The following is a 25,921-nucleotide window of genomic DNA, read 5'->3' as shown; positions in this document are numbered from 1 at the left end:
CCTGACCAAGCGCCTCGGCGAGCGCGGCGTATTGCGCGACCCCGCCGACATGGCGCGCTATGTCAGCGACTGGGCCGGGGATCGCCTGGGCATGCCGCTGGCCGTGGCACGCCCGGCATCGACCCACGAGGTGGCGGAAGTGGTTGCGCTGTGCCGGCGTCACGGCACGCACATGGTACCGCAAGGCGGCCACACCGGGCTGGTCGCCGGTGCCCTGCCCGCCGCCGACGGCGGCGAACTGGTCATCAGCCTGGAGCGCATGAACCGTATCCGCGCGATCGATCCGATCAGCTTCACCATGACCGTGGATGCCGGCTGTATCCTGGAAGAGGTCAAGCGGGCCGCCGCCGAGCACGACTGCGATTTCCCGCTGTCGCTAGGCGCTCAGGGTAGCTGCCAGATCGGCGGCAACATTGCCACCAATGCCGGCGGCCTCAACGTACTGCGCCACGGCATGATGCGCCAGCTGGTGCTGGGCCTGGAGGTGGTGCTGCCCGATGGGCGTATCTGGAACGCCCTGAACGTGCTGCACAAGGACAATCGCGGCTACGCCCTGCCCCAGCTGATGCTGGGCAGCGAAGGCACCCTGGGCATCGTCACCGGCGCCGTGCTCAAGCTCTGCCCGCGCCCCGACCAGTCTCGTACCGCCCTGCTCGGCCTGCCGTCGGTCGCGGCGGTGATCGAGCTCTACGCCCGCGCGCGACGCGACTGCAGCGATCTGCTGACCGCCTTCGAGCTGATTCCGCGGCGCTGCCTCGAGCTCGCCATGGAAGCCAGCCCCGAACTGCGCGACCCGCTGGATGCCCCCTACCCGTGGTACGTGCTCATGGAAGTGGCGGCCACCGGACCGGTGGATCTCGGCACGATGCTCGAGTCGCTGCTGGAACACGGCATGGAAAAGGGCCTGGTACTCGACGGCGCGCTAGCCGCCAGCGACGCCCAGTCGCAGACGCTGTGGCAGTTCCGCGAAAGCATGCTGGAAGGACAGCGACGCCGCGGCGAACACCTGCGCACCGACATCGCGGTGCCCATCTCGCGCTTACCCGAGTTCGTCGAACGCGCCAGCCAAGCGATCATGGAAGCCTCGCCCGAATGCGAGATCATCGCCTACGGCCACGTGGGCGACGGCAACCTGCACTTCAACATTCTGCCACCGACCACCCTGCCCGACGGCGCCAAGCGCGAGCACCTGCACGCGCTGGAAAAGCGACTGTTCGCCCTGCTCGATACCTTCGGCGGCAGCTCAGCGCCGAGCACGGCATCGGTCGCACCAAGCGTCACGCCTATCTCGCCGGGCTCTCGTCGGTGGAGCGCGAACTCGCCGAAGGCATCAAGGCACTGTTCGACCCCGAGGGCCTGATGAGCCCGGGACGGATTCTGCCATCTCCCGGGGAGGAATGAGGATGCGCCCAAGCCGCATACGGTTTCCCGTCGCGACCTGCCTGACATTGGCGGTACACAGCATGTCGGCCCTCGCCCAAGAGGCACGGGAATCCTGCGAGCCCGACGAGCAGCAGCGTGAGCTGCTCGAACTCGTCAACGAAGCGCGCCGCGAGGCACGCCAGTGCGGCGACGAGGCCTTCGAGGCGACGGAGCCATTGCGCTGGAACTGCCAACTGGCGGAAGCCGCCGAGACGCATTCCCGCGATATGGCAGAGAATGCCTACTTCAGCCATACCGACGAAGAACAGCAAGGCGCCGCCGCGCGGGTTGACGCCACCGGCTACCCCTGGCGACGGGTGGGTGAGAACATTGCCGCCGGCCAGCCCGATGCCGCCAGTGTCGTCGAGGGATGGCTCGACAGCCCCGGTCACTGCGCCAACCTGATGAATGATGCGTTTACCGAGATGGGCGCGGCTTCGGTCGAGGCATCGGAATCGAAGTACTCGCCTTTCTGGACCCAGGTACTGGCTCGACCGCGCTAGCATGAACCCCGTGTCTTCGGCCATGCCCAAAGGGCCTATGCCATGGCCAACGTCTCGTTTTGATCGGATTCAAGCGTCGCGTGGTTGCCGTCGTCGGCGCGGCGCCGGGCCATGCGCATGATGATCGGCCGGCATTCGGAGGAAAAAGCAGGAAGGAAAGAGGACCCTCCGTGGTCCGCTCCCGCGGTGCTCAGCGCGCGGTCAGTCGACGTAGGCCGCAATCGCGTCGTGAGCCGCTCGCTGCGCAGCGGCGTGGGAGGCCCAGTGGTTCAGCACTTCACAGCCGGAAATCACTTCGGAACGCTGGCGTGTCATGAGATGTCTCCTATGGGTTTACCAGAAACATCATGCCGCAGCTTTATCTACATTTCATCACTCAAGCGACACTTTGCCGTCACCGTTCACGTTTCTGGCCCGACGCGCCTCGTATGGCGGCTACCCAACCAACGACTGCATGGAAAAGGCTTCCATAAAAGCGACGTTGCGCTTTACCACCCTTTTGTTGACATGCTGGCTCAACGATGCCCGCCGCCGCCTCCGTTCCCTGGGCAAAATTTTGCTCATTTATTCAACTTAGCCATGTTTATGAGCACTATAATTCGCAATTTCTTCTGCATGCGCTATTCTTGCGCACTATAATGCTCGAAAAGAAGGCACATCATGCGGCTAACCTTACAAATCTACTGGGATGACACTTGGCACGATGCCGCCCTGCTCGACATACCCAAGCCGGCACTCGGCACAAACGGCCCCGCTCGACTCGGCTATATACAGGCGTACGCCCTGGAGTGGCTGGGGCGCGACGATGAACACGCCTGCAGCTTGACGCTTCCCGTCGAACTCATGCTGAAGCACGATGCGTCACGCTGGTTTGGCTTTCTCGAAGACATCATGCCGGCGGGAGCAAGCCGCAGGTACTGGGTCAATCATCTCGGACTGCAGGCGCTATCGCCAGGCGAGCAAGATAGCGAACTCCTGCGCCACGGCACTATCGCTCCCGTGGGTAACCTGCGCATCAAGGAAGCCGTACCCGAACGTCCCACCCGCTCGCGCCTGGAACAGCACCGTTTCAGCCTCGAGGATGTGGTCGAACGCCATACGGATTTTCTTGAGTATGCCCAGCAGATGGGCGCGGCCAGCGGCGGTGCCACGGGAGCGGGTGGCGAAGCGCCCAAGCTGCTGGTTCGCTGCGACCAGCAGGACCGGATCTGGATCGACACCTGGCAGGACGATTCCACCAACACGGATCTTCACTATCTGGTCAAGTTTCCCCGCGGCAGGCGCAGTCCGGATGACTGCGACATCCTGCGAGCCGAGTACCACTTCTACCAGGAACTGCACTCGCTTGGCGTCGATACCATCGATACCCACCGAATGCGGCTGATTGAGGGAGAGCGCTATCCTTCTCTCTGGCTACCCCGTTTCGACGTGGAAATGCGTTCCGATGGTCTCGCCCGTTTTGGCCTCGAATCCATCTACGCGTTGTTTGGTGCGGCACCCGGCACGCATCTCAACCATTTCACCGTCGTGGAAGGGCTCATTGAACGATTGACGCACCAACATCGTGTCGCGGAACTCGGCGAACCCTTCGATCGCGCCGGCTTCGTCATCGAATGGATCAAGCGCGACCTGCTCAACGTAGCGTTCGGCAACTCGGATAACCATGGCCGCAATGCGGCGCTCCTCAAGCGCCCCGAGGGTATCTGGCTTGCTCCCGTCTACGATTTCGCCCCGATGAAAGCCGATCCCGAGGGTGTCACGCGAACCATCCGCTGGGGATCCCCCTTCGAGGAAGGAGGAGAGTTCGATTGGCGCGCCATCGCCCAAGCGTTCGAACACCACGCTCCCGCGGAACGCACCATGGAAACACTGCGAACCACCTCAGACAAACTCAGCGGGCTGCATGAGCGACTGAAAAAACGCGGAGTGCCGCAACGCATACTCGACATGCCTACCGTCGGGCTGGGCACGCTTGACAAGCGCCTGAAGCGCTGGGGGTTGCAATGAAGCGCCGTCAACTCACACCCGATGAGCGCGAACGAGCCCTGCTCGACGTGATCCGGGCACTGCTGAGGGGAACGATCAACGAGGGAGAGGCGCTAAGGCGACTGCGGCGAGACACGCTAGGTCTGTCGCAGCAGGCCTATGCCGAGCTGGTCGGTATTAGCCGGCGCACGCTATCGGACATGGAACAGGGCAAGGGCAACGTGTCGGTTGCCGTGATGAATCGCGTCTACCGCCCGTTGGGGCTGAAGGTTGGCCTGCTGCCGCGCCATCCGGCGCTGCTGGAGAAGGCCATGGAACGCCCTACAGCGTGATGAAGGCATGAACTCGCAACGACACGCTTGCTAAGTACCGCCCCGGGCAAGCCCATCCATGTCGGCTCCAGTGTCCTTCTGCGGGAGTGCCTCGGCGATCGGGAAAGCCGTGTCATGCGCGCCCTCCGCGAAGCCGGATGTATCATACTCGGCACGACACGAATGGAGGAGTTCGCCTTGGGTATCACCGGCACTCCCCCTTCACGCTTCGCTTCGTCGAGTGCGATACTCCTTCATCGCCTGCGATCTGACGCAACGGAGCGCCATGTTCACCGACCTTCTCATCGTTTTCGCCCTGATCGTGCTCAACGGGCTACTCGCCATGTCCGAACTGGCCATCATTTCCTCCCGGACGATACGACTCAAGGCACGTGCCGAGCAGGGCTCGCGCGGTGCGAAAACCGCACTCGCCCTGGCCAACGATCCCGGCCGCTTTCTCTCGACGGTGCAGATTGGCATCACCCTGGTCGGCATCCTCTCCGGTGCCTTCTCGGGGGCTACGCTTGGCGTACGGCTGGCCGAGGCGCTGCCGGAAATGGGTGTCCCGGCAACACTTGCCGAACCGCTGGGCGTTGGCCTCGTCGTGGTCGCCATCACCTACCTATCGCTGATCATCGGCGAGCTGGTGCCCAAGCAGATCGCACTTGCCGATCCCGAAGCGGTGGCTTTGCGCGTCGCGCCGACCATGTCGCTGCTGTCTCGGGCCGCCCTGCCGCTGGTGTGGTTACTGGATCGATCCGGGAAGCTCCTTCTTCTGCTGCTCGGCCAGCCGGGCAAGCGGGACGACGCCGTCAGCGATGAGGAAATTCGGCTGCTGATCGCCGAAGCGGAAAGCGCTGGGGCCATCAAGAAGGGTGAGACCGAGATGATCGCCGGTGTCATGCGTATCGCCGACCGTTCCGCGCGAGGGTTGATGACACCACGCCCCGAGGTCATGCTCGCCGAGACGGGGGAATCCCTCGCGGAGACCCTGGCGCGGTTCAAGGCCTCTGGCCGCTCACGCCTGCCGCTGCGCGGTCACGGCCAGGATGACATCATCGGGGTTCTGCATAGCCTCGACCTTCTGGAAGCCACGGGGACGAATTTCGACGCGCCGAGGCTGGCACGCCATGCCCCGGTCATCAACGACGCCCTTCCCGCCATGCAAGTCATCGAGCAGCTCAAGTCAGCCCCCGGCCACATGCTTCTGGTTTACGACGAGTACGGCAACTTCGAAGGCATTATCACGCCCAATGACATCCTCGAGGCCATCATCGGCACGTTCGACGAGCCGGAAACGGAGGAACCCAAGCTCGTCGAGCGAGTCGACGGCTCGCTGCTGGTGGCAGGCTGGATGCCGGTCGATGAGTTCGCCGACCGTATCGGCATCGCCTCGTTGAACGACGCCGACTACGAGACGGTGGCAGGGCTCGTGCTGCACCGCACGGCAGAACTCCCCCAGGTGGGGCAAGCCATCACGGTCGAGGGGTGGCGCATCGAGGTCGTCGATATGGACGGGCGGCGCATCGACAAACTGCTCGTACAGCGGGCGGGCACGGCGAACTAACCGAGCGAGGCTGGCACAGGCTTCAGTTACCCAGCCTGATGGGCAAGGCCCGTGGACCAGCCAGCACTCGCCGGCCCTTCGCAGGATGCCCGCCTGCTGGCCATTGACCAGGCCATCGAAGCCAAGTTGAGCACAGGGCTCGATATCTTGGGTGAACCATTGGTCCTCTAAACAGGCTTGGCACAACTGCCGATGCGGCAACAGGCTTTATCTCGCCCGGCTTTGTGCCATGAGTCGCGTTCACGCTGCACAAGGCCATCGCTCAATCGAGTGACCCGAGCCGACAATTGATGCCTGCCGGCACGCTTCCCTCCGCGTTATCCAGCATCAGACCGATGGCAAACGTGCCACTCGAAGCGTCTATCACGCTATCTACCCACCGTACGCGGGCCATGACCGATTCCTCAACCGGCGCTAGCAGCTCTACCGTGAGCTGATCACCCACGGCTATCGCGCCGTAGGCGTTCAAAGGCATGACCGCCTCGATGCGCAGCGGATCGAGCTGAACCAGCTCGAGCACCGGCGTGGCGTCGATGTATTCCCCTTCCTCAGCCAAGCGCTGAGTGATCAGGCCTTCGAACGGGGCACGATGTGTCATCTGCTCCAAGCGGGCGTTGGCAAGGTTGACCTGCATGCGAGCAAGGCGCATTTCCGTATCAATCTCGTCACGCTCGCTTTCGCTTAACATACCTCGCTCGATCATGCGCTGGTTGCGCTGCACACGTCGTTCGGCATAGTCGGCGCGAGCGCGCTCCAGTGCCACGCTTGCCAGCTCAACGTTACGCCTGAGCGTGAACAACATATCGCCGGCGTCGACCCGATCGCCCGGCTCGACCTGGATGGTATCGATCACGCCCGGCACCTGGCTCGACAGCGTCGCCTGCCTGCCCGGCTCGACCAGGCAGCTGAACTCGCCGAACCCGGAACCGCCGTATTCCGGCGCCTGAGCTTGTGCGTGCACATGAAGCGCGACGCCCCCTATACACGTCATCAGATACAGCGGTAACACAATGCGGCGATGAAAGCGCTGACTCATGGATTCCCCACTGTACCGCCCTCAGGCGGCTATTCGGTTGTTGAATGCCATCACTCGGATTTACCACTGAAGCCAAGCTGTTCATCTTCTCGCCAGTCGGCCTCCAGTAGCCGTGCACGTTCTCTGGCATGACGTGCCTCACGCCGCCGCTGGGCTCGCTTCAAACGTGCCGGAAGCTGCCCGATGCGACGCTGCCAACCTGTCAGTTCCTCGAGCAAGGCATCCTCTTCGCAAACCACGAGTTCCACGCTGCCCGGGTCCCCCTGACGCGCGCAACGGCCGGCAATTTGTCGATCGACCCGCGAAGCATCGTGATGACCGGCAACGATGACATGCAGTCCACCCGCCCCCTTGACTTCGTCATCCAACGAAACGTCGGTGCCCCGTCCCGCCATGCTTGTCGCCACCGTCACGGCCCCTCGACGGCCGGCACGGGCCACCGTATCGGCTTCTTCGGCATCCTGTCGCGCGTTGAGCATGGCGTGCTCGATGCCGGCCTCGGCGAGCCGCTTCGACAGCGCTTCGGAATCGGCCAGGTTGACCGTGGTCACCAGCACGGCTCTCCCCTGGCCGGCAATCTCCTGGACGCGGGTGGCAATCCACTGCCACTTGTCCGCCTGCCGCGCGAGAGCTACCGTCGGCCAGTGCTGGCGCCTGCTGGGCCGGTGCGGGGGTATCGCCACCACCCGCAGGCGATAGGTACGCCAGAACTCTCCGCGCACCTCCCGTGCCGTGCCGGTCATACCGGAAAGATGGTGATAGCGGCGAAAGAAGCGCTGGTAGGTAAGTCGCGCCAGCGTCACGTTGGGCTCACTCGGCTCGCAGCCTTCGAGTCGCTCGATCATCTGCTGCAAGCCCTTCTCCCAGCTGCGGTCCGCCATCACCCGGCCGGTGTGCTCATCGATGATCTGCACCTTGCCGTCACGCACCAGATAATGGTGATCACGCTGGAAATGGTGGCGCGCCACCAGCGCCTGTTGAACCAGCCACTCTCGCCGTGAGCGCCCGACCCAGCCACCACCTCCCAAGACCTGGGCCCGCTCGGTCAGCCGCTCCCGGCCACGCTCGGTAAGATGGATCTGCCCGCTCTCACGCACGAAGTGCGTATCCTCCTCGAACTCACCGGCAAGCGACAGCGTCTGATCGAGCAGCTCGATATCGAGCGCATCCTTGCCTGCCGGCCCCGAGAGAATCAGCGGCGTCCGCGCCTCGTCGAGCATCACGCTGTCGGCCTCGTCGACGATGGCGAAATGCAGGCCCCGCAGCAGCAGGCGTTCGTCTTGCAGCTCACCGGCCAGCCGCGCCGCATGGGCCTGCAGCGGATGGCGATGACGGCCCAACAGCTGAGTGTCACGCAGGTAGTCGAAGACCAGCTCCTTGTTGGTGCAATAGACCACATCGGCAGCGTAGGCGGCGCGCCTCTCGTGAGGCGGCATCTCATGCACCACCGCCGCCACACTCAGGCCCAGCGCGCGGTAGACCGGGATCATCAGCTCCGCGTCGCGAGCGGCCAGGTAGTCGTTGACGGTGATTACATGCACAGGAATACCGGCCAAGGCAGCCGTTGCCGCCGGCAGCGTCGCCGTCAGGGTCTTGCCCTCGCCGGTATGCATTTCGGCAATTCTTCCCCCCAACATGGCCAGCCCGCCCAACAGCTGTACGTCATGATGCGCCATACCCAGCTCCCGCCGGGAGACCTCCCGCACCAGAGCGAAGGCATGCCGAGCCAGCCGTGGCGTCACGCCCTGGCGTGACAGTGCAAGCCGCAAGCCATCGCGCTCATCGGCCAGCGCCTTCGCATCGAGTGATGCCAAGCGGACGGCATGCCGGCGTATGCCCGGCAGCTGCAAGCGCAGCTCAAGCCTGCGTATCGACGCCGGTCGATGCAACTGCGACCTCAGCCAATGCCAGGGGCGCTCGAGACTCCCCGGCGGCAGCAGGGTTCGCTCCGGACGCGTCAGTACGTCGCCGGGCAGCTTCAGCAGAGGCATATCGGACGACTCACAGCTCGAAAAGCCTCAAGAACGAGCGGCGCAGGTCACGCCACAGCCGGTAACCCAGCGGCTCCGGAGCATGCTCGATGCGAACGTGTACCCCTCCGCCCAGATGCAATGACGAGCCGTTACCCAGGAGCTCGCCTGCATCGAAATCCGCCAGGTAATGACGGCGAAACGCCTTCGGCGAACCGTCGTCGGCTCTCGCAGTGGGGTCGACCGCCACCTGTCCACCGCCCTCGACGCTCAGCGCTGGACTGGGAATTGCATGATCGGAGCTGGGCGATACCCACAGCAGGCTACCGGCCGCGTCCCGCTCATGACCGGGCAGGCGCAGGCGCACCTGGCGGGTATCGTTGCGTACCCGTTCGACCTGATGAGCTGGTAACAGGGTACGGATGCGCAGGTCCTCGGGTCGCACCACGACGCCTACGGCAGCGCCACGTTGCAGGTAGCTGCCCAGTGGCGGTGTGCCATCCGGCATCAGTAGCAGGCCGGAATGCGGGCTGGTCAATACCGTGGCATCAGCCCGTTCCCGGGCGTCGTCGAGCTGTCGCACTACCGGCACCAGCGTCTCACGCAGGATGGAAGCCGCCTGCGTATCGCGGACGCTTGCCACCAACTCCTGCTCAATCTCGCGCCGACGCGCCTCGAGCATCTGCACCTCGGCGCCCAACTCAGGGGCAGAAATCTGCATCAGTGGGTCTCCCGCCTCCACCGGCTGGCCGTCTTCCACCCACAGCTCGACGAGTTCGCCACTGACGCCAACGCGCACCTGCGCCGGTTCACGGCTGTCTATGACCCCGTGCACCTGGGTAGCGTATGGCATCGGCACCATGAACAACAGCAGCGCCACCGCTGTCAGACCGGCAACCAACCAGCCCCACGCGCGCCCCCGCGAGCCTTGTAGAGCGTCATCCACCGTCATCGCCTTCAGCAGCTTGAAGAGAGGTAACAGCAGCGTCATGGTCACCGACCATAGGGCCAGGATGACGCCGACAAAGAGATATTTCGTGGCCACGAACGTGGCAATCGCCACCATGATCACCAGGCGATAGCCGAACGACGCCAGCGCATAGCCGGTCATCCAGCAAGCCTCGCGCCTGGAGCGCGCCTGACTGGTCACGTCGCGCCGGCCCAGCAGGTAACGCTTGACCGCGTAGGTCAACTGCTGATTGGCGCGATTGAAGAGATTGGGAATTTCCAGGTAATCCGCCAGCACGTAATAGGCATCGAAGCGCAGCAATGGATTGCCGTTGAACAGCAGCGTCGACACCCCCGCAATCAGCATCACGTTGAACGCCACTGCCCGCAGCAGGCCCGGTTCGGCCACCGCCCATACCAGCATCGCCAGCGATGCCAGAAACAGCTCGACCATGATGCCGGCCGCCCCCACCAGCATGCGGCTCGACTTGTCGGGGCAGGCGGCCGCAGCGCTGGCATCCACATAAGGCACCGGAAAGAACACCAGCAGCATCACGCCGACCTCATGCACCTCGCCCCCGGCATCCTTGGTCGCCCAGGCGTGGCCCAGCTCGTGCAGCGCCTTGATCAGCGGATAGATGAGGGCCAGCATCAACAGGTTGCCGATGCCGAATACCCGATCGGCCAGGTTGTCGGTAAGCGGCTGCCAGTGCACCCCCGCCGCCACCAGCGCCAACAGCAGCGTCGCCAACCACAGCGCCCCTCCCAGCGGGCTGATGAAAGGCCTGACCAGCGGGTAGCTGGTGGCAATGAAACGCTCAGGGTCGAGCAGCGGGATGCGAATGCCCAGAGGCGAGCGCACCAGTTGCAGCCACTTGCCCCGCTTCTGCTTCGTCTGGCGACGGGAGAGCTCGTCGATATCGATGTCACCGTAGCCCGATAGCACGTTGGCCCCGTGCAGCCTTCCGATCAGAGCGATCAGCTCCTGCTGGGTCGGCATGGCATCGCCCAGCGAGGCGCTCACCTGGTCCCATATCTCGCTCAGACTGCGCTTGCCGTCCAGCCGACCGACGATCTGATACGCCTCCGGCGTGAAGCGGTGAACCTGACCGGTGAGGGTATCGTACAGCACGTACCACGGCTCGCCGCGATATTCGTGACGATGCAGGCTGGCATGGTGGCGCAGCCGCAGGCGCAGGTCGGCCACCCGATGCCAATGCTGGCTGAAGAGCGGGCCGGCCACGCCTCAGCCCCACCAACGCCATAGCGTCAGGCGCAGCCAGTCCACCAGCTCCCGCGTCCAGATGACGATCAGCTTGTTCTCGCCGGTCTCTATCCTGGCCACGCCCTGCAGCCCCGGACGCAACTCTCGTCGCGCGGCGCCATCGATGCCCTCGGCGTCGCGCACCAGGCTTGCCTCGACGACGAAGCGAGTGCTGCCGTCACTGCTGCGGGTCTGCGGTGTGAGCCGTTCGATGACGAAGGGCAACCGTTCGCCGGTCATCGCCGCCAGCACCAGTTCGCCCCGCTGTCCTACCCTGACGTCATCGATGCGACGCTCCGGCACTTCCAGTTCGAGACGGAAGTCGTCCAGCGGCGAAACCCGGAACAGCTCCTCGCCCTGCTCCACGACACCTCCCAGTCGCTGGATGAGATCGCCGCTGACCACCACGCCGGCAAATGGCGCCAATAGCCTAGCCCGTTCCAGCCGGGAATCCACCAGCGCCAGCCTGGCCTGGGCCTGATCGCGCTGCGCCGCCAATACATTCACGCCGGCACGGTCGCCCCGCGCCCGCATCTCCTGTTCCTGGCGCTCGAACTTGGCCAGCTCGCTCTGCCACTGCAGGCGCTCGAGCAACAGATCGCGGGTCTCCATGTCGGCCAGGGGTTGGCCGGCCTCGACCCTATCGCCGGGTCGCACCAGAGCCGCGTCGATATAGCCGCGAAACGGAGCCGTCATTACCCGTTGCTCGCGGCTCTCGAGTATCGCATCGGCGGCGATACGCTCGACCCCCGTGGCCACCCAGGAGAAAGCCAGTCCCCCTGACAGTAACAACCCGGTCAGCTTGTAGCCCAGGAACCCCGGGCCGAACAGCCGCCCCAACTGCTCCGACGTGGCCACCGCCACCTTGAGCGGCAGCGCCCTGTCGTTGCGCCGCTTCTCTTCGAGGGCCCGGGCGCACAGTGCCAGCAAGCTCTCCAGTGCCGCCACCTCTTCGGCATCGAAGGGCATGTCGCGCTCCAGGGTGACGGCGCCGAGGGGCTCCGCTCCATCCAGCAGCGGCAAGCTGATAACCGAAGTCAGCCCCGTCATGCCGCCCAGCGCCGCCTGGGCGCGCACCACACGGTGCTCCCACCCCGGCCCGGCGGGAGCCGGCCACACGGCGCTGATGCGCTGGTCCAACGCCTCGTCCATGGCAGTTTCCGTGGCGCGGATGCGATTCATCTTGCGATTGAACTGAGCGCTGTGAGAGATCTGCTCGACTCGCGTACGAGAACCGCGCCGCCAACCCAGGCTGACCCGCTCCGCTTCGAAGTGGCTGGCCAAGCGCGAGACGAGCTGCATGGCAGCGGAGGCAAAACGCGGCTCGGCGAGCACTGCCGCAAGCAGAGAGAGGTGCTGGGAAAGCCGATCCTGGAGCTGCCGTCCGCTACGATACGAACGCTGCAGTACGTCGCGTTCGAGGGTCGCGACGCCATCCTCGAGACGCTGCATCAGCGGCAACAGGGCTGTCTGCACGGCGCTATCGCGGCCCCGCAGGGCCTCAGGCAACATGACACGCAACGCCACCGCTCCCAGCAAGGCGCCATCGGCTTCGTCGGTGGTCAGGTCTCGCACCGGATAACCGATGCCCAGGCTGTCCTCGCCAAGCTGGCTCACCAGTCCCCGCCCCGCGTCCCGCACCTCCTCGCTGAGCGAAAGCAGTGCAGCGCCATCCGGCTGGCCGGGCCACAGCGCAACGGGCTGCCACCGCTCGCTCTGACGCCAAAGCACCACACCCTGGGTCACGCGGGCCCCTTCCGGGCGCGGCGCCTGCTCACAGTGCCGCGCGAGCCAGCCCTGAACGCCCTGCACCTGCTGCTGCCAGGCCGCAATGGCCTGGGTCCCGCTATCGCCTAGCTGCATTGCCTACACTCTGTTCCGGCTTGCACAACCGGGCCCCGTGATAGCAGGTCAGAAACGGCCGGCCATCGTCACCGATGCCGAACGACAGATTGCCCAGCATGTCGCTGCCGTGCGCGGCGATCCACTCCACTACCGTACTGCGCGGCGCGCTCTGCCATTCTCTTACGAGCCCCATGCACAGGCCGGCAATCCCACCCAGCGGCAGCCGGGCTTGGTGCAGATGCAGATTCAAGGAGTGACGCTGCGTCTCTCGTCCGCCAACATGCTCCTCGATGCGCACCGTCAATGGCGGCCAGGGCGTCTGCTTCAGCGCAAAGCTCACTTCCAGCTGTTCCAGCAGATCGGCCAGCGCCATCGGCATCTCGGCCAGCAGCGCCTTGATCGCGCGCACGGCCCGACCGGCACTGGGCTCCAGCACGTAGTCGGATAGCGCGGCGGCCTCGCCCGGTTGCCACTTCCAGGCACGATAGAGCACGAAGCGCGCTTCCTGTGCCAACCGCTCGGGTTGGCTGGCCTCCCAGTACACCTTGCAGCGGCCATCCTCGACCCCGAGATGCAGATAGTGGGGCACCTCTCCGGCAGTCGGACGCAGCTCGGCGAGGAACGCCTGCATGTCCATGTGCTGCATGCCCAGCCGCTCCAGCAGCGCGGGCAGCTGCCGAGCGAGCGCATCCGCACCGCATGCCGCCACCGGGGCGCTGCACAGTAGGCGATCCGTGGACCAGCGCTGCGGCCGCCACTTGACGGAACGCTCGAGGCCATAGGGCTTATTCAGCTCCGCCAGGAAGGCCTGCATCCTCTCGGCATGCACGCCTCCCGGCTGTGAACGGGCCTCACTCATCCTCGCTGTGATCCTCCTGACGTTCTGCGCTACGGTCGTTGCTCATCAGGCGCTGCCACTCACAGGCGGCCTGTTCGCGACGCAGCGCCGCCATGCGGACGCCTTCCGTGCCGTTCGTCTTCGAACGCGCCACGCCCCAGCCGCTGGCCCCGGCCAAGGCGCCGATCAAGCCGGCGACTTCGAGCGCTGCATCTTCGTCGACCTCCTGGGTGACCTCGGCAGGCTCCCCCTCCTCCGCTGCCTCTTGCGGCAACTCGGTTTCTTCCAGCGGCAGCTCCTGCGGCTCGACTTCCAGCATCGACTCGTCCGTCACCTTCTCCGGCGCGGCATCCTGTGGCGGCGCCGAGGGCGACACCTCGCCGACACTGGCCGCCACCGAGGAAGCCACGCTGGTACGCAACCCGCTGCTGCCTGCCCCCTGCTGCCGCTCGACCCACTCGTCGATCAATGAACGCAGCCCTTCCATGCCGCGCGCCTGGTACCCGGGCTGGTCGTGGCGAGCGAAGAGATTGCCGTTACCCAGCAGACCCTGCGGCGTCATGTCGAGCCAGCCCAGCGCTTCCTGCCCTCCATCGTTGCGCTCCTCTTCATAGAGGTTCTGCTGCGCCTGACGAATCAGGTCGAGGCGCCCCTGAGCGAGCGTGACGATCGAGGTGATCTGCTCGGCTTCGTTACTGCCGCTGAGCATGATGCGAATCCGCGCATACTCGCCGATCATGGTGTCGAGGTCGAAGTTGCCGTCGAACCTGTCGTTGCCGGCACCGCCAATGGCGATGTTGCGCCCAGGGCCGGTGATCAAGGTATCGTTGCCGCCCTCGAAGTGGTTGATGGTTTCCACCGTGATCATCTGCGACGTGCGGGTCACGCGGCCGAAGTCGCCGATCAGGATGTCGTTACCCGGCCCACCGTTGAGGTAGTCGTTGCCTTTCCCGCCGAACATGATGTCGCGGTCGCTGCCACCGAACAGCCGGTTGTCGCTACCCAGATCGGTGCGGCCCGTCTCGGCCATGGTGTAACGCCCGCGGGCTTCGCTCAGGATCACGCCCACATCACCGATGATCACGGTCTCGCCTGCCACGTTGGTGACATGGTCGTTGCCTACCCCGGCGATCACCTGATCGTTGCCGGTACCGACGTGGATTACGTCGTTGCCACCAGTAGAGGCGCGGGTATCCAGGCTCTCCATGCGCTGGCGAATGCCGTCGCGAGCCAGGATCCGGCCATTGTCGCCCAGCACCACATTGTCACCCGATGTGACGGTGATCTCGTCATTGCCGTGACCGCCGATGATCCAGTCGTTGCCGGCCCCGCTGGTAATGGTGTCATTACCGCCATAATTGAAATGCAGCGAAGTGAAGGAGAGGATCACGCCATTTTGATCGAACAGCGCCTCGGCGTGATCGCCGGCCAACAGGTCGTTGCCGTCGCCACTGTGAATGGTGTTGTTGCCGTCGCCGCCGACCACTAAATTGCCGCCATGGCCAACCGTCACCGTATCGTTGCCGCCCCTGCCCGGGTCGGTGGACGTTGCCTTTACCAGATGCCCTGCAGCGTTCCATGTCAACTCGCCCAGGTCGGCCAGCACGATGTTACGACCGTTACCTCCGGTAATGGTGTCGTTGCCTTCACCACCCACGAGCACGTTGTTACCTGCCCCACCGTGTAATTCATCATGCCCGGCTCTCGCGCTGGGCAGGGTCACGAGTTGGCGTAACTGCCCATTGGCGAAGGTTAGAACGGCAAAATCTCCTACCAGTATGTCATCCCCTGTGTGGTTGCCGCTCAACGCCGTGCCGCCGTAGAGAATGTCATTCCCCCCGCCTCCCAGCAGAACGTCGTTGCCACGACCACCCTCGATGATGTCGTCGCCATCGAAACCTTCATCCCGAACCACGATCCGCACAATGTCGCCGAAGTCGTTGACACGTCCGAACGTCACATCGGCATGATCGCCGATCAGAATGTCATCGCCGTTGCCACCACGAAGCCGGTCGTTACCGCTACCCCCGATCAGGATATTGCTACCGCCGCTCACCTCGAGGTGATTGTGGCCATAGGAAGCGGGATCGGTACTGTGCACCGAAATCACGCGCTGGCTGTCTAGCAGGCGCAGGTTGGCCGCGCCCTCGCGCGCGTCCAGCTCGATCACCCCGTGATCGCCGATCAGGATGTCGTTGCCGTCGCCGCCATACAGGCGGTTGTCGCCGGCCTCGAGGCGGTCGCCGGTGGCATGCGGCACGTCTCCCGTGACCGCGTGCAGCGTCATTACCTCGTCCGCCCGGGACAGACGAACGCCGAGGTCGACATCGATGCTGCCGTCGCCGTAGAGATGGTTGTTGCCGCCCTTGCGGGCGTCCAGCACGTCATTGCCGCCACCGCCGAACAATTGATCGTTGCCGCTGCCTCCGATCAGGGTGTCGTCGCCGGCGCCACCGACCAGCACCACGCCGCCGATGGCGCCACTGGCATCGAGGATATTGTTGCCCGGGTTGGTGAAGGGCTGCGCCAGACGCGAAGGCTGTCCGCCCACGGCACTGTAGCGTTCGCCGCTGCGCGAGGTGTCGCCGAACACGATCAACGGCATTTGCCCTTCATAGCCGCCGACGATGCGGATATGGTCGTCGCCGCCACCGCCATGCACCACGGTCAGCGGCATCTCGCGAATCACCGTCGCCACGCCGGGGCGCGGCACCGCCGTCATCGGCCGATCGAGCAGCAGGCCGCCGTCGCGGGTGATGTCGAGCACGGTGAAGCGTTCGCCGTCGATCAGCACGCTGTCGCCGCGCCGGAAACCGTCCTCGTACCAGCTCCCCGTGGCGCGGCTCAACATCGCCTGTCCATTCACCTCCGCCACGCTCCAGGCACCCTCATGGGCCACCGGACCGGCATCAATGGTCAGCTCGTCGTTGCCGCTGCCCAGCAGCAGCTCGACCACTTCCAGGCCGTGGTAGTGGATGCCACGCTCGGTCTTGAGACTCTCACCACTGTCCCGCTCCTGCACAAGCACCCCTTCGCCCATGCCCAGCCCGCCGACATGGCGGGAAGTGAGCCGGCCGACCAGGTCGACCACACTGGCATCGGCATGGATGATGAGGCGGTCGGTGTCCTCGGCCTCCTGCTCGGCCTCGCCGAGCCTGCCGTCGTCCTCCTTGTCGATGTAGGCGGCCCGCTCGCCAGGCAGCATGACCGCCTCGTTCAGGGAGCGGTCCACATCGCCCACGCCACCGTCGATGATCAGCGGTCCCTGGATACGGTCCAGCACATTGGGCTGCGGAGCAAAAGTCATGTCATAGGCAGTATTCTCGGCGGGCACGAAGTGGCGGTCGGCCGCCACCACGATCTCCACCGGCCGGTACCAGTTGCTCGCATCGAACACCACTGCTGGTGTGGTCACCTGCGTCAATGACAAGGTATCTCCCAGCAGATGGTCGAGATCGGCCGCCCCAGTGAGATGGAGATCGCCGTTGGCATCGACGTGGTTGACCCGGAACTCGCCCGCCAGCGCATTGCCGTCGGCGCCGGTCAACGTCAGGTACATGCCCACGCTGACGCCGAGCTCGTTCCAGCCGCCCTCGCCCAGGCGCAGGATCGGCCCTGCCGTGGTGGCCGCCAACACGCTCACGCTCAGGTTGCCGGCGAACACCTCATCCAGCACCACGCTCCCACCGAGCACGAACTCGGTCAAGCCGTCGCTGAACAGACGAATCGTGACGGGATCGGTCGGTGCCTTGGTAAGGCGCAGCGTGTAGCCGGTGCCGCCGTCGGTGCTGACCACGGTGCGGCCGTCGTTCTGCTCCACCACCAGCGAGGCGCTGTCGTTGTCGTAGACGGTGACCCGCACCATGCCCGGCTCGGCCTCGGCGTAGATGGAACCTTCGCTTGCGGAACTCTCGATATGGAAAGCCACCAGGCCGTCCAGGCGGTGTTCCACGAGATCGTTGTCGACCGCCCTGAGCGTCACCGTCTGCGGCTGATCCCAGTTGCTCTCATCGAAGGTCAGCGTGATGCCGCCCACGGCCTCGACGCGATCGCCGAAGGCCGACAGATCCAGCGTTACGGTGATCGTCTCGCCCGGCCGCGGCGGCGTGCTGAGGCGCACCTCGAAGCTGCCGTCCTGGCCGGTGACGGCGTCGCCCTCGATCAGTTGCAGGCGCCCGTTGGGCACGTCGAAAACCAAGTCACCCTGGTTGGCGTCGTAAACCGTCACCATGGTGTTGTTGACCGGACGCGCCAGCAACTCGAGCAGCGCCTCGGGCGGCGCCTCCCCGCCGGGCGCGCTCACCTGGGCGGCGTAACTCACCGCCACCTGGCGCGTGCCCTCCACCACGTCATCCTCGGGGGCCTTGACGAAGATCTCCTGGCGCGGCGTCCACTCGCCGTCGGCAAAGACGAAGTCGACGGTGATCGCCTGGGCATACTCGCCGTGCTCGTCGAGCGAGAGCAGCACCGTCTCGGCGCGCCCGCCACCCGCCCGGCCGCGATCGCCGGACGAGACCAGGGTCGCGGAGACGGTCAGCGTCACCAGGGTGCCCTCGGCGATGCCGTCGCTGGGTAGCGCCAGCGACAGCCACCAGGCGCTCGCCGCGCCCCCCTCGACCACGCTGGTGCTGCCACCCGGCTGCTCCACCACCACCGCCCGATGGTCGGGATCGGCCACCGTGACCGGCAAGCCGTTGGCCGGCAGGTTGTCGTACTCGGGGTCGAGGGAGTCGGTGCCATGTCCCACCACGCTGCCGCGCCCTTCCGGGTCGGCCACGATCACGCGGCCGGTGACGCTGCCGCCGATGATGAAGGTGTCGCTGCCCACACCGCCGATCAGTTCGGTGACCACGTCGAAGCGGGTGCCGAGCACGAAGAAGGTGTCGTCGCCCTCCAGGCCGTCGACGCGCACGTGTTGGATGTTGTCGAAGATGACATGCAAGCCGGCGCCGAACACGCCATCCTCGGTAATCACGAAGTTGTCGTCGGCCTCCGTGCCCAGCACCGTGACGCTGTTGTAACCACTGCCACCGTCGATGCTCACCGGCGCGTTGATGTTGTACTCGATGTTGTCGTCGCCATCCCCGCCATGCACGTCGATGGTGTCGTCCGCCACGAAGGCGCGGATCACGAAGTCGTTGTCGCCATTCTCCCCCTCCATGCGCAGCGCCGCCTTGCTGCTGTAGACGACGAACTCATCGTTGCCGTCGCCGCCATGGATCACCATGGCCTCGCCGTTGCCATAGCTGAGGTAGCCAAGCGTGGTCTCGGTCACGCGGATCTCGTCGCCGACGCGCACGCCGGAGGCGTAGTAGCCACCCACCGCCGTACCTTCGGGGTTGGGGTGATCCTCGAAGATCTGGCCGACCTGGAAGCGGTCGTTGCCGTTGCCACCGTCCAGGGTCATCAGGGCGGAGGTATCGTCCACCACGAAGATATCGTCGCCGTCGTGGCCGTTGACCGTGACCCGGCCGTTCATGTCGGCACCGTAGTTGATGCGCTCCACGTTACCGCCGGTAACGCCCTGGGTCGAATCGCCCTCCAGCCGCGCGATGAAGTTACGACGGATGAGGAACAGGTCGCTCATGTCGCCGTCCACGAAGGCCCCCAGGTCACGGTCGAGCATACCGGGGTAGTCGTCAAAGCCGCGGCCTTCGATGAACAAGAAGTCCACGCCGTCGTTGATCGCTCCACCGTCGGCTACGGTGATCTCGTAGTTGGCGTTGGCCCCCTGGTGCATCACGATGCGATAGGTATCGCTGCCGCTGCCGCCATCCATCAGCAGGCCATCGGTACGGCTGTTGAGCTCCACCACGGTTAGCGTATCGTTGCCCTCGCCGCCAAGCAGTTCGATCTCACCGATCAGCTCATCGGCATGCAACATGAGGTCGTCGTCACCAGCACCGCCGTAGAAACGCATGCCGTGTTCGGCATGGAGGATGCCATGCACGCGTAGCGTATCGTTGCCGGCACCCAGATCCACTTCCAGGCGATCCAGGGCGTGCTCGCCATCGAAGGTCACGCGGTCGTCGCCCATGCCGCCCTGGATCAGTACCTGATCGGCCTCGATGCTGCCCGCCAGCCACAGCACGTCGCCATCATTACCGCCATTCAGCAGTACGCTGGTGGCTTCGATCCGGCCCTGCAGCTCGAAGCGGTTAGCGCCATTGCCCGTATGCAGCTCTACGGAATTGGCGATGAGAAGGGCATCCTCTTCGATCAGCCAATGCTGTCCTTTCTCGTTGCCGCCACGCAACACGATAGCGTCGCCCGCCTCAAGAGTGCCGCGCAGAACGCTTTCAGCCTGCGTATTGTCGAGACGCGCGCCCAGCAGGGTGGTCTCCCAGGTTTCCACTCGCAGGAGGATATCGTGGGCGGCCTTGAGCACGACTTGATCGTCCTCGACGACGATACCGTCGCCCGCGGATACGATAATGCTCCCCTGCTCGGCCTCCACCAGAACACCGTTGGTGAACGTCACGATGTCGCCGTTGTCGTCGGGATCGCTGCTCTCCATGGCGTAGAGATAGATGTTGCCGGAGTGCGAGATCAGTTTCTCGCTGACCGTCATGGGGCTATTGGTCGTGATCTCGATGTCACCCGCCGCAGTCAGGCCCTTGCCATCGATCACCAGGTGGCCGCTGTTGTTCAGGTACACCTGCCCCTCACGCGACTCGCCCTGCAGCACGCCGGTCGCCGTGGTGATCACCTTGTCCTGACGGCCAATGTTGTGCTGAGCGACCAGGTAGACGCCGTAGGAGAGAATGTTGATTTCGCCCTCGTCCAGAGCATTGAAGATGTTTCCCACCTCCGAGAAGATCAGCGCCAGGGTATTGTCGCTACCGGCCCTGACCTGACCCAGCCGCAAGTCGCCGCTGCGGCCCAGGCTGGCGCTTCCCAGGACCTCACGCACGAAGGCGGTGTCGGCACTGTCGAGATCCAAGCGCCCGATCTCGTCGTCGGTCATGATCGCCAGCAAACGGTCGGCCTGGCCAACGCCACCGATGCGGGTCTCCAGGCGCAGGGTCGTAGCCTTGATGTCTCCGGCAAGTTCATTGCCATTAGTGCCCAGAATCGATTGCAGTGCACGCAGGTACACATGCTCACCGGCCTCGATGTAGCCGATGGTCATGCTGCCATCCACCGTATCCAGATAAATATCGTTGCCGGCTTGAGCATTGATCACGCCACCAGGACGCGTGGCGAATTCCAGGAAGTTGTTTTCCCTGCCGATGTTCTCACCGGCCGACAGATGGATGTTGTTGGCCAGCATGTTGATCAGCCCGTGGTTCAGGCCGTCGAGGATGCTGCCATCGGCACTCAGCCACAGGTCTCCGCTCTGGGAGAACATAGTGCCGATACGCATGTCGCTGTCGAGCGCATGCAGGTAGATACCCTGCTGGGCCCGGGCCGTCACGGTCGCGCCTTCCTTGAGTTCCAGTTGCAGACGCGAATCCGGGTTCGAGCCGATCTGCCCGTTGGCCGCCTCCAGCACGAGATCACCGCTGCGGATCACCAGATCCCCCGAAAGGGTCTGGGCGGCGAGAATGCTGCCCGACACCTTGATGCGGGCATCCGCACCTGCGTGCAGCTTGGCCAGTCGCAGGCTCGCCTCGCCCTCTTCGGCATCGGCACCGAGGTAGACCGAACCTTCGGCCTCGACGTAGATATCGCCGCCGTTATAGACGTTGAAATCTTCAACCAAGCTGATGGAAATGAAGCGAATGACCGGTAAGCCGTCGGAGCCGTAAGCCTCGGCACTGCGCGGATCGAGCAGCACCGTGGCCAGCTCGACATCTACACCTGACTCGGCCACCACGTCCAGTGCCGTGGTCAGCACCAGAGTACCGCCGTCCACCGAAACGATCTCGTAGTAGAGCCCGTTTTCGGTGATGTTGAGCGACCTGCCATGGATGTCCAGGGTCTCGCCAGGCTTGAACCAGGTGGTGTCCCAAGCCTCGCCATCGGTCCGCTCGAGGGTCACGGTGGTGATGCCGTCGACGCTATCGCCCACCACGAAATTGACGTTGGCGTCGACCGGTGCGTGCTTGAGGTAGCTGACGTCCTGACGCTCCGCGGCGGAGAGCATCAGGCGCTGCTCCTCGCTCAGCCCCGCCAGCCCGTTGGTCATGTCGAGCAGCTCACGGCCGCTGGCCACACCGATGTTACCGCCGGCAATCAGAGTGATGTTGCCCGCCGCCTCGACGTTGGCCGCCTGAATCTCGGTGCGGGTGCTGGTAGTTTCCTGCAATAGCCCGGCGCCGATCAGCGACAGCAGCTCCTGCTCGGTCCACTCCTTCACCGAAGACTCGATGTTGGCCGTCTCGGCAGCCGTCAGTCTCGCCTCGTAGTTCAGCTCACGCAGCAGCGTCGCCGAGCCGTCCCCATCCACGCCATGGATGGCGTGCAGCTGGCGGTAGACGGTAGTGCGGTCCTGAGCGATGCCGTCGATACGCGCCTCGAGAGCGGCCTCGTCGTCGGCCAACGAGGGATCCAATTCCAGCAAGGCCTCACGATAAGCACTGCGTTCGCGCTCGGTCAGAATCACGCCTTGATCGGGGTCATACTCCACCACGCGGCGATAGGTGAGAGTCTGCCCAACGGCCAATGCGCCGCCGGCAGCCAACAGGCCGTCGGCGGTGACGTCGGCAAGACTGTCGATGGTGAAGAAGTCGCTGCCGGACGTATAGAAGCGATGGTCCGCACGCGGATCGACCGCGGCAATGTCGGGCGCCACCAGTCGCACTTCCGTACGCTCATCGCCGCTGCCCACTTCCAGCAGCAGATTGCCGTGCTCGTCGATGCTCTTGATGCGGTAGGTCTCGCCGTCCACCAACCCAGTGATCACATCCTGGCTGGTGGCAAAACGGTAGTTCCAGTAGGTCTGGTACTCATTGGCCTTGCGGTCCTTGAGTTCCTGCTTGGCGGCCTCGATGCGTCCCCCCTCTTCGCCGGGGATAAGCCCCATGCGGTCCCACACCCCGCGAAGTTGCTCGATGGTACGCTCGTCGCGGCGGCTGTCGTCGTTGCGGTCGAGCAGGTCGCCCGCGGCCCGCAGCCAGACATCGCCCTGGGCACTGACGATGCGCTCCACGCCGAGATCACCGCTGACCTGATGCAAAGCAATATCGCCACGTGCAGTGGCGTTGAGGCGCCCTTCGCCCGACTGCTGAATCAGCAGCGGGTTATTGGCAGCGATGCTCCCGATGTTGCCGCCCTCGGCAATCAGCGTCAGATTGCCACCCTGCACATGAGCCGTGGCGCCGCCCTGCAGCGTGCCGGCAAGCAAACTGCCGGCGGCCATCAGGCTGACGTTGCCGCCGGCATGGGCACGGTTCACGGTCAGGTCACCGTTGAGCTGGTGAACGTTGATGTCGCCGCGCACGGTCACGGCATCCAGGCGCATCGGGGGTGCCGCGGCCGCATCCGGGCCCAGGCGGCTGTGGAGGTCGATGGCGCGGCCATTACCGATACCGTCCTCGGCACGCAACACGATTTCCGCACCGCTGATGCGAATGTCGCGGCGCTGATCGTCGTTCTGACGAATGGCCCCTTCCGTCTTCACGGTGCTGGTGCCGTTGTGGTTGGCGAGATCGCCGATCAGCACCACGTCACCGCGAGAATCGATGTTGATGGTGCCGGTAGCGTTACCGATGAATCGAATCTGTACGTCGCGGTTGGCCTCCACCGAGTGGGTATGCAGAATCACGCTCTCGCGCTCCTGCACGAACTTGCCGTAGTGGGTCTTCTTGCCATACCAGGTACTGGTGGACCACTTGTCCACCAGTTTAGCCTCGATGTCGTTCCAATCCGGCAGCTCTTCTCCGTCGCCCGCCCCCACCTGTGTTTCGCCGTATTGGTAGCCGCTCTCATTGCCGACGTAAAAATAGGAAAGCGCTTCCTGCAGCTTGCCAGGGGTGTATTCGATGTCCCCCCAGTTCAGCGTGCGTGGGTCGGCGGCCAATGCATCGATGCCCAGCCAGCTGCTGGAACCTTTGACGGCATAGCGACGCTCGGTGCTGTCCTGGGCCACGCTGAAACCGTAGCGAGCGTCCTCCCTGGGCTTGAAGGTATAGGTGTTGTTGCCATCCGGGTCGTAGGTGTATTCGTGCTGCCCGGTAAACTTATCGTTGATGCGCAGGATCCCCTGGCCCGGACGGCTCACGTCCAGCCCGCCCACGGCAAGGGTATACTGGGTATTGTTGATGACTTCGATGGTGCCATAGCCACCCAGCACTTCGAGCAGTCCGTTACCGGTGTTGACCACATGGCCGGTGATATCGAGACGACCGCCCTCGATGGCGATGTTCTGCACCTCGATCTGGCCGGTGCGCGGGTTGAAGATGGCCAGCGCCGTGCCGCTGGAGGCCGGCAGCACGATGCTGCTGGTGCTGCCGCTGCGGATATGATCGGCGATACGCTGGGCATCGGCGTCACCCAGCACCAGGCGATAACTGTCCTCGCCGGCACGAATGTAGCCGTTGAGGTTGACGAACTCGGCATCGATCACGATCACGCCGGCGGAAAGATCCGGCGAATCGCCGCGGCTGTTGCGAATCGCCTCCAGCGCCTCCTCGCTGAGCCGACCGACTCCGTCGCCGCTGTGAGCGTCCACGGCTTGAGCGTCGGGGTTGCCGCCAGGGTTGAACTGCGACAGGCCGCGCACGGATATTTCTCCTGCTGATGAAAGCAGCAGGCTCTCGGCACGCATCTCTCCTTCGATCTCCAGCGAGCCCGCCGCATAGGCGACGATCTCGCCGGAGACGTTGCGGGTAATACCGGTGACCGCAAATAGCACGCTGGCCGCCGGCGCATTGCCATAGTCGTTGTTGTCGTAGAGGAAGGCATCACGTGCCGAGCCGCTGAGCCCTTCCAGTTGCAGGCCCCGCACCAGGGCGTTGAGTACCTGCTCCTGGGTGGCATCATTGGTATTGAAGACCACACCACGGCTGTTGACGATGGTGATACGCGGCGTCGCCTCCTCGCTACCCGCCGGGTTGAGACCCGAAAGCGTCGTGGTCAGGCTCGCATTGAGCAGGTTGATGGCTTCGTAGCTGTCCACTTCGGTGAGGTTGAAGTAGAGGCCGCCGACCACCTGAGGAATCTCGGTACGGCCCAACACCATGCGCGACGGCGCGGTGTTGAGGATGGTAATGCTGGCATCGCCCGGGGCATCCACTTCGCCGCTGCCGGTGAGGTCGTCGGCGAATACGTAGACGGTGCCCGCCTGGGCCCACACATCGTCGATGTAGACCGTGAGCTGGTCCACCTCGTTGATCAGGATGTCGTTGCCGATCTTCTCGGCAAAGCCTTCGTCAAGCAGACGCTGCTCGATACGAGCGATCTCGTTCGTATAGAAATCGACCAACTGCTGATTGCCGGAATTGCGGTACAGCGCGAAGCGCTCCCTGAGGTCGCGCAGCTCGTCGACCAGTTCGGACTGACCCCGCGTGTAGCCCACGCTGAAGCCGATATCGTCGTAGCCCTCCCGCGCGACGAGGAAATTGCCGGCATTGCCGGCGAACAGCGCATCGAGTTCGGCTTCCTTGACATCGATCTCGGCCTGCTTGGCATCGATCACGCTCTGCTTCTGAGCGATCTGGTCCTGCCTGGCGGTGATGTCGCCCTGTTTACCGGCGATCGACTGCTCGGTGGTGGCAATGGCAGCGTTCTTGGCCGTGATGGCCAATTGCTTGGCACCGATTTCGTCCTGTTTGGCCGTGATCTCGCCCTGCTTGGCCGCGATGGCGGCCTGGAGCCGGGCGATTTCATCGTCGTCCTCCGCCGCTTCAGCGGCCGCGAGGTCATCGTTCAGCCCCACCCGCTCATCTTGCAAATCGCCCAGCTCGTCCTCGAGCTCGACTTTCTCCGCCTCCAGCGCCACCAGCTCATCGTTCAACTCGACCAGTTGCTCCTCGAGCAACGCCAGCTCGGCTTCGAGCGCGTCGATCTGACCCAGCAGCGACAGAATCTCGGGCTCATTGACACTGCGAATGGTCCACAGCTCACTGCGCAAAGACTCCAACATCTCATTGATTTCGCGGGCCTGCGAATCGATGTCGGCCATTTCCAGCACCAGACGCTGGTGCCGATCGATACCGGTGCGAACCGTGCCGTCGATGTTGACCCGACCGTTGGAGCGGGTCACCACATCGCCATCGAGTATCTCGGAGCCGCCGCCACCCCCCAGAGCGGCATCGATGGCCCCCGTGACCGCCGAAATCCAGCTCA

10 protein-coding genes and 1 pseudogene (1 of these 11 cut by a window edge) are annotated in these 25,921 nt (G+C 64.4%); 5 read left to right on the top strand and 6 right to left on the bottom strand.

Going from position 1 to position 25,921, the window contains the following annotated elements:
- Window positions 1–49 precede the first annotated feature (49 nt).
- The 5 genes and pseudogenes from F0A17_RS03045 to F0A17_RS03020 all read left to right on the top strand — a co-directional run bounded on the left by F0A17_RS03045 (window position 50) and on the right by F0A17_RS03020 (window position 5,789).
- A pseudogene (locus F0A17_RS03045) lies at window positions 50–1,401 on the top strand (FAD-binding oxidoreductase).
- A 2-nt stretch (window positions 1,402–1,403) separates the two neighbouring features.
- Entirely contained in the window at window positions 1,404–1,925 is a 522-nt protein-coding gene (locus F0A17_RS03040; protein WP_228716788.1) for a CAP domain-containing protein, read from the top strand.
- 660 nt (window positions 1,926–2,585) lie between these two features.
- Complete coding sequence (locus F0A17_RS03035) at window positions 2,586–3,932, top strand: type II toxin-antitoxin system HipA family toxin (RefSeq protein WP_149326841.1); 1,347 nt, start codon at window positions 2,586–2,588, stop codon at window positions 3,930–3,932.
- Window positions 3,929–4,243, top strand: a complete 315-nt coding sequence (locus F0A17_RS03030; protein WP_149326840.1) for a helix-turn-helix transcriptional regulator — start codon at window positions 3,929–3,931, stop codon at window positions 4,241–4,243. The genes F0A17_RS03035 and F0A17_RS03030 overlap by 4 nt, the downstream gene beginning before the upstream one ends.
- A 265-nt stretch (window positions 4,244–4,508) precedes the next feature.
- Complete coding sequence (locus F0A17_RS03020; RefSeq protein ID WP_149326839.1) at window positions 4,509–5,789, top strand: hemolysin family protein; 1,281 nt, start codon at window positions 4,509–4,511, stop codon at window positions 5,787–5,789.
- Window positions 5,790–6,051: 262 nt separating this feature from the next.
- Here the strand turns inward: F0A17_RS03020 and F0A17_RS03010 are convergent, their stop codons facing one another.
- The 6 genes from F0A17_RS03010 to F0A17_RS02985 form a co-directional block, all read right to left on the bottom strand.
- Complete coding sequence (locus F0A17_RS03010; RefSeq protein WP_228716787.1) at window positions 6,052–6,750, bottom strand: efflux RND transporter periplasmic adaptor subunit; 699 nt, start codon at window positions 6,748–6,750, stop codon at window positions 6,052–6,054.
- Window positions 6,751–6,875: 125 nt separating this feature from the next.
- Window positions 6,876–8,816, bottom strand: a complete 1,941-nt coding sequence (locus F0A17_RS03005; protein WP_149326837.1) for a preprotein translocase subunit SecA — start codon at window positions 8,814–8,816, stop codon at window positions 6,876–6,878.
- Window positions 8,817–8,826: 10 nt separating this feature from the next.
- Window positions 8,827–10,986, bottom strand: coding sequence for a biotin/lipoyl-binding protein (locus tag F0A17_RS03000; RefSeq protein WP_149326836.1), 2,160 nt, complete (start codon window positions 10,984–10,986; stop codon window positions 8,827–8,829).
- A 3-nt stretch (window positions 10,987–10,989) separates the two neighbouring features.
- Window positions 10,990–12,870, bottom strand: coding sequence for an HlyD family efflux transporter periplasmic adaptor subunit (locus tag F0A17_RS02995; protein WP_149326835.1), 1,881 nt, complete (start codon window positions 12,868–12,870; stop codon window positions 10,990–10,992).
- Complete coding sequence (locus tag F0A17_RS02990) at window positions 12,854–13,711, bottom strand: hypothetical protein (protein WP_149326834.1); 858 nt, start codon at window positions 13,709–13,711, stop codon at window positions 12,854–12,856. Before F0A17_RS02990 ends, F0A17_RS02995 begins: the two co-directional genes overlap by 17 nt.
- A protein-coding gene (locus F0A17_RS02985) for an LEPR-XLL domain-containing protein (RefSeq protein ID WP_149326833.1) crosses the window boundary here: on the bottom strand, window positions 13,704–25,921 show its 3' portion. It continues 13,897 nt past the right edge of the window; only the last 12,218 of its 26,115 coding nucleotides appear in the window; its start codon lies off the right edge, out of view; its stop codon occupies window positions 13,704–13,706. Before F0A17_RS02985 ends, F0A17_RS02990 begins: the two co-directional genes overlap by 8 nt.

This window comes from Billgrantia pellis (assembly GCF_008297955.1).
GTDB classification, from domain to species: Bacteria; Pseudomonadota; Gammaproteobacteria; order Pseudomonadales; family Halomonadaceae; genus Halomonas; species Halomonas pellis.
This window is presented reverse-complemented; position numbering and strand designations above follow the sequence as displayed.

Excerpts from the sequence above, each read along its gene's own strand:
- F0A17_RS03040 (WP_228716788.1), top strand. The coding sequence starts at position 1,404 with ATGCGCCCAAGCCGCATACGGTTTCCCGTCGCGACCTGCCTGACATTG.
- F0A17_RS03035 (WP_149326841.1), top strand. The coding sequence starts at position 2,586 with ATGCGGCTAACCTTACAAATCTACTGGGATGACACTTGGCACGATGCC.
- F0A17_RS03030 (WP_149326840.1), top strand. The coding sequence starts at position 3,929 with ATGAAGCGCCGTCAACTCACACCCGATGAGCGCGAACGAGCCCTGCTC.
- F0A17_RS03020 (WP_149326839.1), top strand. The coding sequence starts at position 4,509 with ATGTTCACCGACCTTCTCATCGTTTTCGCCCTGATCGTGCTCAACGGG.
- F0A17_RS03005 (WP_149326837.1), bottom strand. The coding sequence starts at position 8,816 with ATGCCTCTGCTGAAGCTGCCCGGCGACGTACTGACGCGTCCGGAGCGA.
- F0A17_RS02995 (WP_149326835.1), bottom strand. The coding sequence starts at position 12,870 with ATGCAGCTAGGCGATAGCGGGACCCAGGCCATTGCGGCCTGGCAGCAG.
- F0A17_RS02990 (WP_149326834.1), bottom strand. The coding sequence starts at position 13,711 with ATGAGTGAGGCCCGTTCACAGCCGGGAGGCGTGCATGCCGAGAGGATG.